This window comes from Anaerobacillus alkalilacustris, from assembly GCF_001866005.1.
GTDB lineage: Bacteria > Bacillota > Bacilli > Bacillales > Anaerobacillaceae > Anaerobacillus > Anaerobacillus alkalilacustris.
The window spans coordinates 1-18,506 of sequence record NZ_MLQR01000003.1 but is presented as its reverse complement, the minus strand read 5'-3'; the positions used below and the strand labels follow the sequence as shown (position 1 = coordinate 18,506).

The window sequence follows — 18,506 nt, the reverse complement described above, 5'->3', positions numbered from 1 at the left end:
AATATGGGCATCTTTCACAAAATTAGTGATTATTATTACAAAAACCTTGTATTACGCTGCCGACTGTGGAACACTATTGATTACATAATAATAAAGCTGAACTTCAATCAGTGAGGGTTTTATTCCATCCCCACTAGATTGTTAGTTTAACTTATACCACAGGCATAAGAGTGGGATAAAAACAAACTAAATTATGTAGGAGTTGAAGAAATTGAAAAAATGGGCGTTTGTATCAGATTTTGATGGAACAATTTCAAAACAGGATTTTTATTGGCTAGTTATTGAAAAATATTTCCCTGAAGGACAAGAACTATATAAAAAATGGAAAGCTGGGGAACTATTAGACATTGATTTTCTTAAAGAAGTCTTTTTATCCATTCACCAGGACGAAGAAAAAATAATCAACGACATTGTCTCAATAGCGATTGACGAATATGTACCTACCTTTTTCAAAAATGTTCAAAATAATAACGGTGATGTATACATCTTAAGCGCAGGAACAGATTATTATATACATCACCTTTTGAAAGACTATAATATAAAAAACGTAAAAGTACTTTCTAACCCTGGGTTTTTCCATGAAAAAAATGTACATTTAAACATCGATGAAAACCATCACCACTTTTCTAGTCGATATGGGATTGATAAGTCTAAAGTCATCCAAGACTTAAAAAAAGAGTATGAAAATGTTTACTTTATCGGTGATAGTGAACCAGATAGCCACCCTGCCGTTTATGCAGACATCACATTTGCTAAAGATGCACTTCAAGAGATCCTAGAGGAGAAAGGTGTGAGCTTTGTTCCTGTGGAAACGTTTAATGAGGTGGAGATATATTTACAAGAAAAAGGAGTTATGACTGTATGAACAATCCTGTGACTAGTGTACCCATACCAGCTATTTTGGAAATAAATAATGGGGCCATACATAAGTTGGGGAATATTTTACAGAAACATCATTTTTTTAATGTTGTAATATTATATGACGATTTTACATTTGAAGCTTTCAAAGATGATATTGAGAACTCTACAAAAGGGATAGAGGTTGAAACAGTTATTCTCCATTCCAATTTGGACATCCAAGATCTAATAAAGAAAGCATTTGCTATGCCGCGTTATGACGTCGTTATCTCCATCGGTGGCGGATCAATTATAGATTATGGTAAATATATTGCTTATTCTAGAAGAAGTCCATTCATAAGCATCCCTACCTCTGCTTCAAATGATGGGTTTGCTAGTAGTAATTGTTCCATTCACGTGAACGGTAAGAAAACGACTGTTCCAGCGAAAGTTCCATATGGAATTATTGCTGACTTAAATATGATTCAACACGCACCAAAACATTTTCTACTAGCTGGAGTCGGTGACTTAATGAGTAATATTACAGCACTTTATGATTGGGAGTTTGAAGAACGTCAAGGTGTCTGTCTTGTTAACGCCTTTGCGTCTATGCTAAGTAAAAAAGCTGTTAACAGTTTTGTTCGCACACCCATGAATGATATTAATAGCACGATATTTCTAAAAGAGCTAATAAGTTCAGCAACTATGGGAGGAATTGCTACTGCTATTAGTGGAAATAGTTCACCAATAAGTGGTTCGGAACATCTTATTTCTCATGCTCTTGATAAAATCTCAATAAAACCCGAAATGCACGGAATTCAAGTAGGGATCGCAACATACATCATGGCTCATGTTCAAGAGCACCGAGCAGAAAGAGTGAATAAAGTTTTACAACGTACAGGATTTTTTGATTACGTGAAAGGTTTACAGCTAGTAAAAGAAGAGTATATAAACGCAATAAAACTAGCACCTAGCATCAAACCAAACCGCTATACTTTTATTCACGATGAAATAAATAGAAACAAAGCAATACAATTACTTGACGAAGATCCTATCTTACAGGAGATTTTTAATACTTAGGCAAATACTTAATTTTTTACGTATTTAAGTCTAATACCCATCCGTTTTTATCGTTTCTACATAGCTATATAGTGTAGCCAAACAAAAAGGAGGGTTTTCCATGATGTATGGCGCACCACAACAATTTCACGCATATCCTAGTGCTCACGGCACAGGTAGTGGGTTCACACTAATCGTTGTTCTGTTTATCCTACTGGTTATTGTAGGTTCAGCTTATATAAAATAACAGACTAACTAGGCAAGGGATTGCTCCCTTGCCTTTTTCACATGGGCATTAGTTTATTTTGCCATGAAAAGTTATAAATGATCCTTTTTTTTACAACAAGGATACTACCACTACATTTTTTAATATCTTCAAGATAGGTTTGGATACTCCCTTCAACAAAAAACGATTTCTTCTTCCTTTGAACATTTCGTCAGTTCAGTACATAATTCCCATATATATTCGATCATTTCTTTGTTATCTGCATATTTAGGATAAACTCCTTTATCAAAAAATTGTTTTATACTATCACGCCCATTGGCACCATATTGAGATGGTTGAACGACTTCAACCTTATCATTAATTAATTTACCTGTTACATCGCTCCATTGTTTTGAAGTACAAATGGAAAAGTACGTTTCAGCCATTGTTGAAGGATTTGGAGTAAACAAATTTTGAATTCTCGCGGCTGTTCTCCACCAAACAGAATCTATTTTTTGAATTGTCCTTTTAGATATCTTAATGGCAGGAATTTGTATCGCATTAACTTTTATATTTTTATTCTTGTATTCGTCTGCCATTTTAATTGTCGTCATTAATAATGCCATCTTTGAATCGCCATAACGTTTATAAACGTTGTAAGGCTCATCTTTCTCTCCATATAAGTTATCAAGCTCAATTTCCCGTTTTGGATCAAAGAAGTGACGGATATTTGTCGTGCAGGCATTTAGAATTCTAGGATCTTCTGATTTTGCAAGCTCATCAACTAGCAGTTGTGTTAATAAGAATGGTCCAAATAAATTTGTAGCAAATGTTAATTCAAGATTATCGTTAGACAGCTGAAATTTTTTCTCACCATGATTAAAATATGCTGCATTATTCACTAGAACATCTAACTTTTGGTATTTGTTTTTAAATTCGGAACAAAAAGTACGAATAGAGTTAAATGAAGATACATCTATTTGCATTAAGTCTACGCGGCTAGAACCTGTAACCTCCTTTATTTCTTCTTGAACTTGCTTACTAATTTCGAGATTCCTACATGCCATGACAACATGATAGCCAGCCCTCGCAAACTTTTCGGTTGCTGCTTTCCCTATTCCTGAATTAGCTCCTGTTATTATGACAATTCTCTCACTCATCTCTAAACACTCCTTAACTTTCAATGTTATACAAACAATACAAAAGCGCTCCATCCTTCTGAAGAGTACCCCGAAAAACCATCATTGCAAAACTAATAAACAATGATGGCAAGATTAATAACTATTATTTAGATGACTAAATTCTCACTTTCATATATTAATCCATTTGAAATAATAACTATTCTTGATCATTACAATTATTACCATTCACAAAACCTTTTCTCTAGAAACTGGGAACTTAATAGTAAAAAAAAGTTCCCCACCTCTTGTTTACTAGTAACATCGATACGACCGTGCATTGATTTTACAATGCTATATGTAATTGAAAGAACCAACCCCGGTTCCTATTTCTTTTGTAGAATAAAAGGGTGTTCCTAATCGTTCAATTTCCGTTTCTGTTAATCCCTTCCCCTGATCACAAATAGTAATAACATGATAATCAATTTCCTGGAATAATGTAATTTGTATTTCTCCAGATTCACAACTAGCTTCGATGGCATTTTTAATAATATTTACGAAAACCTGTTGAATTTTCTCTTTATTGCCAAAAACTAGGAAAGGTTCGTTACCTCTTTTGTCTATAGTTATTTTTACGCATTTCATTTAGGCATAAGAATTCATCGTCTGAACGATTAATTCTGCTTGTTCTTTTAAACGATAGTACCATTATTTCCTGCTTGGGGTTTTGCTAATGTCAAATAATCATTAATAATGATCTGAGCAGGTTAAGTTCAGTCATCATAATATTTATTTGCTCCTTATGGTGCTTAGGTATTTCGTTAGATTGGAACAAATTAGGTTTTCTCCCTTACCAAAACTTTGTATTAAAATAAATTTCTACAACGCCACGTATTTTCCTTTATTGTTTATTAGAATTCTTCTTAGAATTCATAGAAAAAAGTGCTTCCATATTAGGAAACACTTTTTCTATGAATTATTCTCGATTAAATTCGTCTGGATTAGGACCAACACGACGATCTTCGTTTAAACTATTAATTTTCTTCATATCTTCAGTACATAACTCAAAATCAAAAATATCAGCATTTTCCTTCATTCGCTCAGGCTTTACGGACTTAGGAATAGTTACAACTTCGTTTTGTAAATCCCAACGTAAAATGACTTGAGCTACAGACTTATTATATTTGTTCGCGATTTCCATTAATGTTGGATCATCAAGAAGCTGGCCTTGCATAAGTGGTGACCATGCTTCTAGCTGAATTTTGTTTTTCTTACAGAAATCATGAAGTTCTTTTTGTGTTAAACGTGGATGATACTCTACTTGGTTAACCATTGGTACGATTTCACAATCTGACATTAAATCTTCTAGGTGGTGAACTTGGAAATTACTAACTCCAATTGCTCGAATACGGCCGTCTTTATAGAGCTTTTCTAACGCTTTCCAAGTTTCTTTATATTTACCCTTTTCAGGCATTGGCCAATGCACCAAGTAAAGATCTAAGTAGTCTAACCCTAATTTTTTCATACTTTCATCAAAAGCTGCAAGTGTCGTTTCATAGCCTTGTTCGGAGTTCCAAACCTTCGTTGTAATGAAAAGCTCTTCGCGAGGTATACTAAATTCAGCAATTGCTTGACCTACTCCTTCTTCATTTCGATAAACAGATGCTGTATCAATACTTCTGTAGCCTAATTCTAGGGCCGATTTAACAGCGCTTACAGCTTCCTGGCCATCTTGCATTTTGAAGACCCCTAAACCAAACCAGGGCATTTCTACACCGTTATGTAATGTAGCTGTGCTTTGCAAATTTTTCATTTCTCCTCACACTCCTCAAAAATTTATTTCGCTTTACTACAAAATTATATCTCATTAATGGTAAAATAAACAAATGATTAATAACGGAGGTAGGAAGATGAAACACAAAATTATCGAAGAAATTGAACAATTACGTAAAGAATTTTATAAAATTAGTCAATATATTGGTCAAAACCCTGAGTTGGGTCATGAGGAATTTAAAGCTTCAAAGATCCTTTCAGATGAACTAAAAAAACATAATTTTCAAGTTGAACTAGGGACAGTAGGACTTGCTACTGCTTTTGAAGCAGTTTTTGATAGTGGGTCACCTGGTCCATCTATTGGTTTTATGGCAGAATACGATGCCCTACCTGAAATTGGACATGCTTGTGGCCACAATTTAATCGGGACAATGGCCATTGCCGCAGCAATTGGATTAAGTAAAGCATTGAAAGAAGTCGGTGGAAAGATATACGTTTATGGTACTCCTGCAGAAGAAACTCATGGTGGGAAGGTGACAATGGCTGAAGCTAGAATTTTTGATCATCTAGATGTTGCCATGATGGTTCATCCATTATACCGTCATGAAAAAAGTGGTTCTTCCCTTGCAATGGATGCAATTCAGTTTGAATTTTTTGGTAAGCCTGCTCATGCAGCTGCCGCCCCACACGAAGGTATTAATGCACTGGACGCTATTATTCAAACCTTTAATTCAATTAATGCATTAAGACAGCACGTCACACCCGATGTTCGGATTCACGGAATTATCCCTGAAGGTGGAAAAGCTGCGAATATTGTTCCTGATTACGCTGTTGCCCAATTTTATGTTCGTGCCCAACACCGTAGCTATTTAAACGAGCTACTAGAAAAAGTAAAAAGGTGTGCAGAAGGGGCTGCCCTTGCTACAGGTACTAGATTAGAAACCTCTTTTTATGAGCTTTCCTATGATGACTTGAATACAAATGAAGCATTATCACAAGCTTTTACAGATAATTTAATTCAACTAGGAATAAAAGAAGAAGAAATTCACAGTAAAGAAAGTGGAGGCTCATTAGATATGGGCAACGTCAGTCATGTTGTCCCATCGATTCATCCATATGTCAAAATTTGTGATCAGCCACATGCATGCCATACGAATGAATTTCGGGAAGCTGCCTTGAGTGATCAAGGATTTGAAGGTTTAATGTTAGGTGCAAAATCAATGGCTAATACCGCCTTTGATGTAATAACAAATCCTGATTTATTAGCAACAATTAAGGAAGAATTTATAGCTTCAAAGTGAACTCGTTTCAGCAAGCTGAAACATCGAAAATCAGGTGGAGAGTCTACTCCACCTGATTGGAATATCCCACCTACGCTTAGAGGTGGGGGGTCTTATACCCCAAAAAAAAATTCAGATAAACTGAGCTCGTAGAAATTGGAGCTAGTCAGCTTTCCAAATATTGTTTAAAGTTAGCAGCACACTACCTTTCTAACCTTTTTATCACTTCTTTTGCTGCTCTTTCCCCTGATTGCACGGCCCCTTCCATATACAATCTCCATTCTGTAGCTGTTTCTGATCCAGCCCAATGTAGTGAACCTACCGATTTTAGTAACGTAGAATTGTAATTCGTTATGATACCAGGGGGGAAATGAAAACCATAACCGCCTCTAGTCCATTGTTCTTCAGACCAATTCTTCTCAAAATATTCCAAAGGATATGCTGCTTCCTCACCATAAAATCGTATTAAACATTTAATGACCTCATTCCTCCTCCTATCATAAGGAAGATTTTCAAGCCTTCTTGCTGATTGACCACTAACAATTACTGATAATACCCCTCTTTTTTCATCTTGAGGGGAAGTATCCATCGTCAACTTTATAGGCCCTATATCGGAATAGGATATACCGCTAAGTCCTTGTTTTCTCCAAAATGGCCTTTGATAGACAATCATAATCTTTGTTACAGATGGTAATCCAGCACGTTCTAATAACTGCGCACGAGAAGCAGGAAGTGGTGGATTAAAATCAATCTTTGCTTGTAAGTTAGGCGGTAGTGCAACAATTACTTTATTTGCTTTCCAACAAAAATTTTTCACATGTACATTTGCAAAATTTTCATGATCTGAAATTGAGTAAACCGGACAATCATAATAAATATTATCTTTTAAATCTTCAGCTATACGTTGTATTAACGTTCCAACACCTTCTTTTATATGGTAAGACTCAGAAGATTGAATAGCTTGAATTGAACCTGCCGTTGCTATACACCATAAAACATCAAGTGCTGAAACTTCATACAAATGAGAGCATAGATTTTCTTCAAGTAATAATGAAAAGTATTTCCTTCCATCACGTGTATACATTTTTGTTTGTAACAAGTGCTCAATAGAAACCTTATCATAGTGTAATGCCTCACCAAATTCCCATGGTGCATTATTATTTATCTGTTTACTAATTTTATTTAATTGTCTTGTAAATTGAAGGGTATCCATAAGTGATATAAATGGTATTGGCGGTTGCTTGCTTTTTACTAATTTCCCATTTAAGTCATAAATGTTTTTCCCTTTTTTAAATGTAGATACCGTATGTAAGCCAAATTGAGAAACTAATTTTTTTAAACGAAGATGTTTTCCACTTATCCACTGAGCACCTATATCAATTGGGATATTCGCCTCTGCCCTTAAGCTCTCAATTCTTCCACCAGGTCGGTCTCTTGCTTCTAAAACAACAAATGAAAGCTTTTGCTTTGCTAATTTTAATGCTGCTGATAATCCAGAAAGTCCCGCTCCGATGATAATCACATCAACCTCATGAGTATTTGACATGATTTAATCCCCTTTCTCTTGTTTGTTTAACTTACCGAAACGAGGTCAAGTAATTTTATAATAAGAATTTCCTTGATAAATTTTGTTAGAGATTAAATAGATCAGAAAATAAATGGGCAAGGAGTGTATATGCTTCCAAGCAACCGGTTGGTAAAGTTCGATCCAAATAAAAAAAGGTTCACCCACATATGATGTACCAACTGCAAAAATCAATCCTTTAAAATAAGGACTCGTTTTTGGTTTAATTTGAAGTAAAAACATGATGACAACAGGCATCAATGTTGTATCCCAAGGAAAAAAAGCTGGAATAAAAGGAAGAGGAGCATACTTGTAGTACCAAAGACCCAGTTGAGCTCCGATAGAGTCTAAAAAGGTTGATAAAAACATAACAAAGAACCCTACCGACAATAACCTTAGCGTACTCTCTTTTTTTCTGAAGAAAATCCATAATATCCAAGGAATAATACTTAGTCCTACTCCTACCCACCATTGCCATGTAAATACTACACTATTTAACCATATTGAAAATTTATCATATGTACTAATACTTATGTGTTCATATAGTTCCTTTATTTTACTTGGATCATGCATTTTAATACCTCACCAAAAGTTATTTAATTAATTGATTTTCATTATTACTAAAAACGAGCCGGTAAATATATATTCAGTTTCAAACGGTCCACGGGAACTATATATATATCTGTGATGAAATTATTGAAGTATGATATTCATTAAAACACGAAAACTAGTAAAGAGAATTTTATTTGTCATTATTATTGCCAAATAATTCAATTCTATGATGGGAATAACAATTTAAAGAAACACTAATCTTATTTTTTAAAATGAGGTGTCATTTTCACTCATTTATCAAAAAATTTTGCCATTCCTTCTAGAAACATAAATAATTACCCACCTAAACTTTTACGTTTCAATTACTATGGAATACAGAAAGCACACTAATAATGTTGCTATTTAGTGTGCTTTTCTCATTTTATATTAATTTATTTTTATAAAATTGAGCTAACTCCATAATCATAGCACCCATACGTTCTCTATCAGGCGACAAATAATTATTTATGCCTTCCTCACGTAACGCTTCAGCTGTAATCTTCCCTACTGCTACAGCTAGGACATGATTTTGAAAAGCATGGACGACCAAGTCATTAAGATTATATTCTCTTGCATATTGAAAGAGGGAACGAACTTGAATAGCTGTTGTAAAGCAAACAGCATCCACCTCTTGGTCTTGTAATTCCTTACAAAGAAGTTCAACAGTCTCTTGTTTAGGTAGTGTATGTTGATACGGTAGGATTTGCTGCACAGTAGCACCATGATCTTCAAGAAACTGAATTAAACGAGGTGCTAAATCACCATGAAGCTGTACGGCAACTTTTTTTCCAGAAAAGTTATAGTTTTGTAATGCACGAATTAGTCCATCAGTTGTTCCGTCTTCATCTACTGCTACTAGATGAACACCAAGTTTTTTTAAAGCAGCAAACGACTTATAGCCTCTTGAAGCAACATCTACAGTTTTTACAAGGTTAAGAAATTGTTCTTTAATTCCTATTTTATCAGAAATATCAATCAATGTTTCAATACCTATTCCAGTCGTAAAAATGATTACGTCACATCCTTCTTGAACCAGTTTTTGAAGTGTTGGCTCAACCTGCTTTTCCGCTAAAAATACAGTACCTTGTAAAGACCGAATTAAAGGCACCCCACCTTGCTTCTCTACTAATAAACTCATTTCCTCTAACTTTCTAGAACCAGCAATAACAACTTTTTTTCCTGTTAAACTCATGATTTTTCACTTCTTTCATCTTTTATTTACCTATTAAATCTAGATAGTTGATCTAACATATTTTCTTTCGTTAATATTTCTATTTGACGAATACCCAATAAGTCAAAATGAGGATATTTAGATCGGTTATCTATATATTTTGTTGGTATGTTATATTGTTTTCCCCAGTTAGATAAGCGCTCAAGATCTGCACACCCAACTTTAGTGACAGTTTTACAATCCGGAAAACGCGGGTCATACCAGTAATGCGTAAGATAGGCGATTTCTCCACGCTGCACTTTTTCTTTCCAAGCTATTAATTCTTCCCTTTTAATTCCAAAAGCCACTATTTCTCACCTCTTTTTAAGTATCGTATCACAATTTTCTTTAATCATTTATTGATGTGCTCATCAGGCTTGAAAAGCTAAAGCTAAATCAATAATTTAATCCAGAAGATTGTACGTATTTTCGTTATATTGAGAAAATTTGTATTTTACTAGCACATGACATCATTTTACTGTCCATAACTTGATTATACTTGCTTGAAATTAATGAAAATTTGTAATATATACGACTTTCCTTCCAAGATTACAATAAATTACTTATACACAAAAAAGCTAAGCACATTTAACGAAAAACGTTCGTATAATGTATAGTACTAGCAACAACACTTCTTACTATCTTCACATTTTTTATCTCACTCTTAATTTGCAGTAAGATTACCACTAACTAAAGATATTTTAAAGACATTACCGGTGTCTAGCTTTCCTATTTTTGTATATGTAAAGACTTAATTTTTTAAAAAACGAATAAAAACCATATTTTCCCACAAGCTATTAGAAAATATAATAAAATGGAGTGTTACAAATGGGAATTTTCAACCACTTTTTTGATATGATTGCAGCCAACCGTGAGAAGAAATTAGAAAAAATGAGAGATCAAGGGATTTGTCCTGAATGTCGCGGTAAGGGCTATCATGCCCCGATAGGTAATGCTTACGTTTATATGCCTTCATTTGATTATCGGTGTTATAGTTGTAATGGGACAGGATCTTTTAATGACTGGGAAAATCAAACTCATTCCCCAACCTAAGTATCTTTTAAAAACTTATTGTGTTATAATAAAGAGATTAACGGAAGGGTGATGAAATAATGAGTAAAAAGAATTATGCAACCCAGTTACTGAAAATTGTAAAAGACTCAAAAAAGGCTATTTCCTACGAGGACGCAGCGAAATGCTTAAAAGCAGCAAATCCACAGTTACAAGATACTCAGAAAAATACTATGGGTATTAAAAATATTTTAGAACGTTTTGTGGAAATTGGAAAAATTACTAAAACAAAAACTGGCTATTACAAGTGCTAACATAAGTCAAGGTTCACTCTATACAGAGTGAACCTTTTTTGTTTAAGGTCTCAAGACAACCTTTTAAACAATCGTCAATTCGTTAGTTAAACTTTTCATAACCTTCACTTGCTTCCTCTTACGGTAGCTGGTGTGTGACAATCAGTCGGTATATTATTTAGTTTAAGAAAGATAAGCATTCCCGATTGTGATGGTATTTATCTTGTCCGCTTAATATAATTTCGACGTTTTTGTCTTTCCTGTTTTTTAGTAAACTTCCCTACATTCTTTCGGAATTCTTTTTGAGCACTAGGCAGCTCAAACACTTTCCTATCAAGAGTCATTCGAAGCCCTTTTTCGATCATTTCCAAAAACATTCGATCCTTTGGTGCTATTAAGGTCACCGCTACACCTTCATCTCCAGCTCTTCCTGTTCGGCCAATGCGATGAATGTAACTTTCTACATCATGAGGGATGTCATAGTTAAAAACGTGCGTAACTCCCTCGACGTCTAAGCCCCGTGCTGCAACATCAGTAGCCACTAACAAGTGAAGCTTTGCTTCACGAAACCTCTTCATAACATCTTCACGTTTTGCTTGTGATAAGTCACCGTGTAGTTCATCAGAAAGAAAGCCACTTTCTTTTAACGCTTCATTTAATGTTTTAGCTCTACGTTTTGTTCGACAAAATATAATTGCTAAAAACGGGTGATAGTGTTTAATTAACGTTTTTAGTGTTTGTTGTTTGGCTCGATCTGTCGTTTCGATGACAACTTGGTTTATTTTATCAACTGTAATTTGTTCGCTTTTCACACGAACTTCTGCTGGATTTTCCATATATTGTAATGCTAACTCACGAATTTCTTTTGGCATAGTAGCAGAAAAAAGCATTGTTTGCCGAAATTCTCCTACTTGTTGAATTATTTGTTTTACTTCTTCTAAAAATCCCATTTGCAGCATTTGGTCCGCTTCATCTAATACAAACTTAGATACATTGGTTAAGGCAATTGTCTCTCTCCGCAAATGATCTAATAAGCGTCCAGGAGTCGCTACGACAATTTGCGTCGCCTTATTTAATTTTCGAATTTGACGCTCTACATCTTGTCCACCATAAACCGAAAGTACATTTAGACCTTCGACGTTACTAATTAATTTTTCTATTTCTGCGGTAATTTGAATCGCTAACTCTCTCGTTGGAGTCACAACTAACGCTTGAATAGATACGTCTTCAACTTTAATTTTTTCTAAAATCGGTAAAAGAAAAGCTAGCGTCTTTCCAGTTCCGGTTTGTGCTTGGGCTATTATGTCTTGCCCATTTAATAAAATAGGAATTGCTTTTTCTTGAATGGGTGTTGCTTCTCTTATTCCGTTTTTTTTCAGAATTTTATCTATTGTTGAGCTAATACCTAGCTTTTGGAAGTCTGCCAAGTACCTCACCTCTTCTTCCCTCTTTGTTGTACAAAACACTTATTCACTAACTTGATTTATTATTTCAGAGGCTAAAAGCATAATCGTAGCATCATCCATCGGTGGATTATGTAGACCAGCCCTAACATCACGATAGTAACGTTGCAATGGATTTTTCTCAGAAAGACTACGAGCCCCTGTCACACGCATTGCTAAATCAACTACCTGCATCGCATGGTTCACGACAGAATGTTTTACTGCTCCTAATTCACCTAGCATTTTCTGACGCTCAAAATCTTCTTTTTCATCCCAGGATCTTGCAACAGAATATAAGAAATGCTGACTTTGTTTTATGTATAGTTCCATCTCTCCTATTTTTTGTTTCACAAACGGTAAGTCAGCGATCGATCCCTCAATGCTATTAGGTGTATAACTACTGGCAAAACGTACTGCATACTCTTGGGCAGCTCTTGCAATTCCTAAATAACAAGCTGGAATATGCAACAACCAACCTGCTGCTTGTTTTTTCCCAGGTGTGATATTTTCTACTAGATTTTCTAGAGGCACTTCCACTTCACTAAGTACTAAATCATGACTTCCTGTCCCCCTCATCGCAACAGAATCCCACGTTTCTTCTATTCTAATTCCCTTACAACTTTTATGAATTAAAAAATTACCAATTTCACCTGAATTATGTATTTGAGCACTAACTACAAAATAATCGAGAAAAGGAGCCATTGTTGTAAATATTTTTGTTCCCGTTATAACCCAACAATCTTGATTACGAACCGCTGTCGTTTCCGGCTTCCCACCCCTTGTTGGGCTACCTGTTGCTCTCTCAGAAGCTGCATTGTTTAATAACGCACCGTTATGAAGTACATCTTCACAAAACCTTTTGTATATTTCCTCTTTCCATGTTTGCTTTTCCCCTAAGTGTTTGACAATACCCATATGCCAACCAATTGACAATGCTGTTGAACCGTCACTTTTCGCAATTGTTTCCTGTAATTGAACAAGCTCAAGTAGTGAAATTTCAGACCCACCATACTTTTTAGGTACTGTTAATGTGTGATAACCGTTTCTTTTTAAATCCTCAATATTCTCAACTGGGAAAGAGGCTTTTTGATCATACTCCCATGCTCTTCCATGAAAAGGTTTGACAATATCTTCTAAAATTTTTAAACGGTCTTGATTATTTTTCGTTTCTGTTAATATCATTATTTCTCCTCCTTCTCTCCATCGCTCTAAACTTTATTATAGTATAACCATAGCTCTTATAGTTACATTTCTGGAAGGATGACTTTACAAAAAGTCACCCTTTACTTTTAAAAATTTATCTGAATTTTTTTAGGGTAAAAGACCTACACCTCTAAGCGTAGCGTAGGTGGGATTTTCCAATCTGGTGGAGTAGACTCTCCACCAGATTTTCCGATGTATCAGCTTGCTGAAACGAGTTCACTTATCAGCCAAGACCTTAATAAACTCTCTCATATAATCTGGAAGATCCGGTGGACGACGACTAGACACAATATGACCATCAACAACTACTGGTTCATTTACCCAGATTGCTCCAGCATTCATCATATCATCCTTAATGCCAGGTGTACTTGTTACTTTCTTACCTTTTAAGATATTCGCAGAAATTAACACCCAACCAGCGTGACAGATTTGACCGATTGGTTTTTTTTGTATATCCATCGTTCTTGTCATCGAAAGTACTTCTTCATAGCGACGTAATTTATCTGGGGACCATCCACCAGGTACCAATAACGCATTATACTCATTTGGATCGACTTCTTTAAAAGCTAGGTTACTTTCAATAGGAACACCATATTTACCAATGTATTTCACATTAGCTTCTTCACCAACGATATCAACTTGAGCCCCTTCTTCCCGTAAACGGAGTACAGGATACCAAAGTTCTAAATCTTCAAAATCATCACTAACTATTTGGATTACTTTCTTTCCTTTTAATTTCAACTAATCCACCTCTTTTTATAGTATCTTATTCATTTTTCGTTCTTTTGCATAACTTCACACTTCAACCAATAAAGTTTAACTAGCCATTATGAGTGTGAATAAATAATGTAAGCTTTAATAACTTATGCTAAATTTGTAAAAAATAAAATCAACATTTTTATGAGGTACAAACATATGCAACCCGATATCTTTCCATATAAAAATGAAATATTTTTGTGATGTTTATATAAATTGTTAATTTTACCCAAACGAAAAATGGTTCCCATCTGGAAACCATTTTATTTTTCCTTATTTCCTTTTAACAGTGCCATTTTCATTTGAACAAACGAAAAAATTTCTTCTAACTCTGTCTCCGAAAAGGTGAAATCGTTAGTCACTATTACATTGTCCTCTTGTTTTTTCGAGGAGAAAATAGCTTTAATACCAGCAATATTAATTTTTTGATCAATATAAGATTTAATTTCAAGTAAGCGTTCAATGTCATTAAGTGAGAAAATTCGTTGATTACCTTTATTTCGCAACGGATTAATTAAACCTTGTTCCTCATAATAACGAATTTGTCGTGCAGTTAAATTAGTCATTTCCACGACATTACTAATTGGGAAGATTGCTAAATGTTGAGGAATTTTATTTTTCATGCCACCTCCACTCCTTTTTTCCGTCAAGTTGTTTCTTTATTTTAATGTTGCTAAATAAGAATAAACATCTTTAAGATGCTGAAATCCAAGTCCTTGTATTTCGCGTACGGTTTCAGACCACAACTTTGCTGTACCAACAGCATCATGTAATGCATGATGTCTTCTTTCAATCTTAATTCCAAAGTGTTTACAACAATCATCAAGGCTTACTAAATTTGTTTTTGGTTCAACTATTTTAGTTAAAAATGAGGTATCAATCACCCGGTGTTCGAAGCGCGTTTTCAAGACTGTCCATGTAACGTGTTGCATAAAGCTTTTTTCATGGCTAGCATGGTGCGCTACAAGAGGAGCGCTTTTAATAAATTGATAGAAATTGCTGAGGACTGTTTCGACTGGCGGTGCTTTTAATAATTCATCCTTTGTAATTCCCGTTAATTGTTCAATTTCATTACTTAAGCCTACTGTATTATGAATTAGTGAATAAAAGGTTTCATCCTCTAATACTTTTTCACCTTCCATTTTCACAGCACCAATCGATACTATTTGATCTCCTTTATTGGGGAAAAAACCAGTTGTTTCTAAATCAAAGACAACTAACTTTAATTCAGAAAACGGCACCTCCAAAATATCCTGCTTCTTTAAATCCCTCTGAAGCTGCCTTACAAATGCAATGTTACTTGCTGTGTTTTGATTCATGACGGAAGCATACATATTCGGACTTACTTTTCCAGATAACTGTTTTAAATATTGAAACATCTGGTTCATGTTCATCGAGAACACCTTTTTTCTATAATATCCTTTGTTATAGCAAAGAGTTTGTATCCTTTTTTCATCATTTTCTTTAATTCTTTTCTTTCATTTGTTGATAAAGCTTTTATATTGAGTAGATGAACTTTTTTATAATTAGTTGCTTCTTTTTGAAAGTATAAGCGATAATTTAAAAGTTTCATAAAATCTGCTTGATATGTCTTTAATGAGTGAAAGTGTTCCGGTAACTGCTGAAAGCGCTCAAGCGTAGGAGAAGAAGTAATTTTTTCCATTAGAGCTAACAACCGTAATGAGTTTACAAATGGGAAGAAGATGGTTTGCTTCAAGTTAATACAACCAGCATCTTCACCTTTTTGTTCAGGTAATAATTGCCCAAATATGCCGATTCCTTTCTTGATAAAACCGACATTCTCATACATCCTTTTATAGAGGAATGGTTGTTCATCAAGTTTTTTCATTGCATAGACTTTTATTTTATCTACTAAGTTATCATCTCCGTACAATGCACGCGAATCAAAAAAAGTAGAAAAATACCGTAGTGATTCCCAGTCCGCTTTATCAAACCAGATATTAATTTGAGTTTTCCATTCTGATAATGATTTACACCAAAAAGGATTAGACGCCATTACATTCCCTTCACAGCGTTCGTAGCCAACAAGTGCTAACCCATCTGTAATTTCTTCACCGAGTTTAAGAAAATATTCTTGACACTCTTTTGTTGAGTGATCATATACAATTCCATGGTCTTGATCACTCCAGACCGATTGTTCCTCTCTTCCTGCACTTCCCATTACAAAGAAAGCAAAGTGAGTAGGGGGATGCCCCCACTCACCTTCTACTTTCTCAAGGGCGATTTGTACAGTTTTTTTCATTAATTCATCATGAAATGAGTTCAACTTCTGATGATCCCAGGAAACTGAATGAATATACTGTTTGCGCCATTGTTTTAATTCTTCATAACTTTTCAATCTAAAATCAATCTCCCCATATTAGAATGGTGATCAAGAAACTTTTTAAGTTTTAAAGGGTATTAAGCTCCAGTCTTTTCTGAAGAATTAGGCATGCTCTCTGGATATCCGTAGCTACCATGTTCACTTAGGTCAAGTCCAATGATCTCTTCTTCTTCAGTTACACGGATACCACCCATTGTTTTATCCATAACTTTCAAGATAATGAATGCTACTACGAAAGCAAATATTCCAGAAGCAACGACACCAATTGTTTGTACTCCTAATTGTCCGAATCCACCACCGTAGAATAAACCAGCTGCTCCACCATTCATTTCTGCTAATTCAGGTGTTGCAAAAAACCCTGTAGAAATTGTCCCCCAAACACCTGCTACACCGTGAACGGAAAGAGCGAAAATTGGGTCATCAATACGTGCTTTATCAAAGAATTTCATACTATAGAATACGATTAAACCAGCAATAGTACCAATTAATACTGCAGCCCAAGGCGCTACAAACGCACACGATGCTGTGATTGCAACTAGACCTGCTAAAGCTCCATTTAATGTTGTAGGAATGTCTGCTTTACCTGATACAGCCCATACGATAAACATTGCGGCAATTGCACCAGCTGCAGCTGCAAGATTTGTATTTAATGCAACATACCCAAAGAATGCATCATCTACACCTAACGTACTACCAGCGTTAAATCCAAACCAACCTACCCAAAGTACAAGTACACCTAAAGCTGTATACACTTGGTTATGCCCTTGAATATCATTAGCTGAACCGTCTTTGTTATATTTCCCAATACGAGGTTTTAAGATTATTGTAGCAGCTAGTGCTGCCATTGCACCAGTTAAGTGAACTACTGTTGATCCAGCAAAGTCTTGTTTTCCTAAACTTCCTAACCAACCATCTCCCCAGATCCAGTGAGCAACTACCGGGTAAATAAATGCTGAGAAAAGAATTGCAAATAATACATAAGCTGATAACTTTCCTCGTTCTGCAAATCCCCCGAATGCTATTGTTAAAGCAATTGCAGCAAATGCTAATTGGAAGATAAAGTCAACTGATCCAGCTAAGCCGTCTACTACACTTGTAAAATCACCATAGAAGAAATCTGAAAAACCTATAAGTCCAATACTCTCACCATAAATAAATCCATAACCTACTGCCCAGAAAATGATTGAAGCAACACCAACTGTGAAAATTGTTTTTCCGGCAATGTGACCGGCATTTTTCATTCTTGTAGAACCTGCTTCAAGTAAGATAAATCCACCTTGCATTAATAGTACTAACGTAAAACAAATGATGATCCAAACATTATTCATTAAAAAGATAGGATCCATTTTCCAACACTCCCTTTTGTTTGTATTAGTTAACTTGTCGTTAACATCTGTTGTTAAGTTAGATTATATATTTCTGAAAATTCATAACAACAAATTTGATAAGTTTTCTAACACACTAGATTTTTCAGAAAATTCTCGAAAGCGCTCTATAAGTTGCTATACTAAGAGTTTTAATCATATTTGTTTTTTTGAACTTCCATGTTTATTTTAGTTCTTTCAAGCTGCTTCACTAGTGTTGCACTAATTTTGTTTTACTATTAAAAACATTCGAAATCTTCAATAAATTATTTTATGCAAAGAAAAAGTCCTTTATAATGGATAAGTCAGGTGGTAACCCGTCCAAATCCACTAATAAAGGACACATCTCATGGACAAGATTACACGAAAAACTTCATTTGGACAATGGTTTTCACCAATAAATCTTGAATTATTTGAAGAACAGGTGAAAACACTGAAATTAGATTTTTATACGAA

At 34.8% G+C, this 18,506-nt stretch carries 20 protein-coding genes; 6 read left to right on the top strand and 14 right to left on the bottom strand.

Features of this window, described 5'->3' with window-relative positions; all coding sequences use genetic code 11:
- Window positions 1-211 precede the first annotated feature (211 nt).
- The 3 genes from BKP37_RS04535 (at window position 212) to BKP37_RS19075 (ending at window position 2,143) form a co-directional block, all read left to right on the top strand.
- Window positions 212-865, top strand: a complete 654-nt coding sequence (locus BKP37_RS04535) for an MtnX-like HAD-IB family phosphatase (protein ID WP_071308501.1) — start codon at window positions 212-214, stop codon at window positions 863-865.
- Window positions 862-1,917: an iron-containing alcohol dehydrogenase family protein gene (locus BKP37_RS04530; protein ID WP_071308500.1), complete on the top strand. Its 1,056-nt coding sequence runs from the start codon at window positions 862-864 to the stop codon at window positions 1,915-1,917. The genes BKP37_RS04535 and BKP37_RS04530 overlap by 4 nt, the downstream gene beginning before the upstream one ends.
- A gap of 100 nt (window positions 1,918-2,017) precedes the next feature.
- Window positions 2,018-2,143 carry a YjcZ family sporulation protein gene (locus BKP37_RS19075; protein ID WP_084034548.1) on the top strand — a complete coding sequence of 42 codons (126 nt, stop codon included), beginning with the start codon at window positions 2,018-2,020 and terminating at the stop codon, window positions 2,141-2,143.
- Window positions 2,144-2,295: 152 nt separating this feature from the next.
- On the opposite strand, the gene BKP37_RS04525 is transcribed toward BKP37_RS19075, so the two are convergent.
- The 3 genes from BKP37_RS04525 to BKP37_RS04515 form a co-directional block, all read right to left on the bottom strand.
- Window positions 2,296-3,261: an SDR family NAD(P)-dependent oxidoreductase gene (locus tag BKP37_RS04525; RefSeq protein WP_071308499.1), complete on the bottom strand. Its 966-nt coding sequence runs from the start codon at window positions 3,259-3,261 to the stop codon at window positions 2,296-2,298.
- A gap of 312 nt (window positions 3,262-3,573) precedes the next feature.
- Window positions 3,574-3,864 (bottom strand): sensor histidine kinase, encoded by a 291-nt coding sequence (locus tag BKP37_RS04520; RefSeq protein WP_071308498.1) that lies wholly within the window; start codon window positions 3,862-3,864, stop codon window positions 3,574-3,576.
- 331 nt (window positions 3,865-4,195) lie between these two features.
- A complete protein-coding gene (locus BKP37_RS04515; protein WP_071308497.1) occupies window positions 4,196-5,032 on the bottom strand; it encodes an aldo/keto reductase in 837 nt (278 codons plus the stop codon).
- A 97-nt stretch (window positions 5,033-5,129) separates the two neighbouring features.
- Here BKP37_RS04515 and BKP37_RS04510 point away from each other — a divergent pair, with 97 nt between their 5' ends.
- On the top strand, window positions 5,130-6,293 hold the full coding sequence (locus tag BKP37_RS04510) for a M20 family metallopeptidase (protein WP_071308496.1): 1,164 nt from the start codon (window positions 5,130-5,132) through the stop codon (window positions 6,291-6,293).
- Window positions 6,294-6,474: 181 nt separating this feature from the next.
- On the opposite strand, the gene BKP37_RS04505 is transcribed toward BKP37_RS04510, so the two are convergent.
- The 4 genes from BKP37_RS04505 to BKP37_RS04490 form a co-directional block, all read right to left on the bottom strand.
- A complete protein-coding gene (locus BKP37_RS04505; protein ID WP_071308495.1) occupies window positions 6,475-7,818 on the bottom strand; it encodes a flavin monoamine oxidase family protein in 1,344 nt (447 codons plus the stop codon).
- A 45-nt stretch (window positions 7,819-7,863) separates the two neighbouring features.
- Entirely contained in the window at window positions 7,864-8,409 is a 546-nt protein-coding gene (locus BKP37_RS04500) for a CBO0543 family protein (protein WP_071308494.1), read from the bottom strand.
- A gap of 400 nt (window positions 8,410-8,809) precedes the next feature.
- The gene (locus BKP37_RS04495; protein WP_071308493.1) at window positions 8,810-9,619 is read right to left on the bottom strand and encodes a uroporphyrinogen-III synthase; all 810 of its coding nucleotides are present in this window, start codon (window positions 9,617-9,619) and stop codon (window positions 8,810-8,812) included.
- 26 nt (window positions 9,620-9,645) lie between these two features.
- Window positions 9,646-9,945 carry a hypothetical protein gene (locus BKP37_RS04490; RefSeq protein WP_071308492.1) on the bottom strand — a complete coding sequence of 100 codons (300 nt, stop codon included), beginning with the start codon at window positions 9,943-9,945 and terminating at the stop codon, window positions 9,646-9,648.
- 520 nt (window positions 9,946-10,465) lie between these two features.
- On the opposite strand from BKP37_RS04490, the gene BKP37_RS04485 reads away from it, so the two are divergent.
- Window positions 10,466-10,690: a hypothetical protein gene (locus BKP37_RS04485; protein ID WP_071308491.1), complete on the top strand. Its 225-nt coding sequence runs from the start codon at window positions 10,466-10,468 to the stop codon at window positions 10,688-10,690.
- A 59-nt stretch (window positions 10,691-10,749) separates the two neighbouring features.
- On the top strand, window positions 10,750-10,962 hold the full coding sequence (locus tag BKP37_RS04480) for a hypothetical protein (protein WP_071308490.1): 213 nt from the start codon (window positions 10,750-10,752) through the stop codon (window positions 10,960-10,962).
- Window positions 10,963-11,159: 197 nt separating this feature from the next.
- On the opposite strand, the gene BKP37_RS04475 is transcribed toward BKP37_RS04480, so the two are convergent.
- From BKP37_RS04475 to BKP37_RS04445, 7 genes are all read right to left on the bottom strand, one after another.
- Window positions 11,160-12,368 (bottom strand): DEAD/DEAH box helicase, encoded by a 1,209-nt coding sequence (locus BKP37_RS04475; RefSeq protein ID WP_071308489.1) that lies wholly within the window; start codon window positions 12,366-12,368, stop codon window positions 11,160-11,162.
- A 39-nt stretch (window positions 12,369-12,407) separates the two neighbouring features.
- Window positions 12,408-13,565 (bottom strand): acyl-CoA dehydrogenase family protein, encoded by a 1,158-nt coding sequence (locus BKP37_RS04470; RefSeq protein ID WP_071308488.1) that lies wholly within the window; start codon window positions 13,563-13,565, stop codon window positions 12,408-12,410.
- 237 nt (window positions 13,566-13,802) lie between these two features.
- Window positions 13,803-14,327, bottom strand: coding sequence for a type 1 glutamine amidotransferase domain-containing protein (locus BKP37_RS04465; RefSeq protein WP_071308487.1), 525 nt, complete (start codon window positions 14,325-14,327; stop codon window positions 13,803-13,805).
- A gap of 278 nt (window positions 14,328-14,605) precedes the next feature.
- Window positions 14,606-14,965: a MerR family transcriptional regulator gene (locus tag BKP37_RS04460; protein WP_071308486.1), complete on the bottom strand. Its 360-nt coding sequence runs from the start codon at window positions 14,963-14,965 to the stop codon at window positions 14,606-14,608.
- Window positions 14,966-15,001: 36 nt separating this feature from the next.
- Window positions 15,002-15,736 (bottom strand): exonuclease domain-containing protein, encoded by a 735-nt coding sequence (locus BKP37_RS04455; RefSeq protein WP_071308485.1) that lies wholly within the window; start codon window positions 15,734-15,736, stop codon window positions 15,002-15,004.
- Complete coding sequence (locus tag BKP37_RS04450; RefSeq protein ID WP_071308484.1) at window positions 15,733-16,701, bottom strand: DUF294 nucleotidyltransferase-like domain-containing protein; 969 nt, start codon at window positions 16,699-16,701, stop codon at window positions 15,733-15,735. The genes BKP37_RS04455 and BKP37_RS04450 overlap by 4 nt, the downstream gene beginning before the upstream one ends.
- A gap of 62 nt (window positions 16,702-16,763) precedes the next feature.
- On the bottom strand, window positions 16,764-18,032 hold the full coding sequence (locus BKP37_RS04445; protein ID WP_071308483.1) for an ammonium transporter: 1,269 nt from the start codon (window positions 18,030-18,032) through the stop codon (window positions 16,764-16,766).
- Window positions 18,033-18,506: the final 474 nt, after the last annotated feature.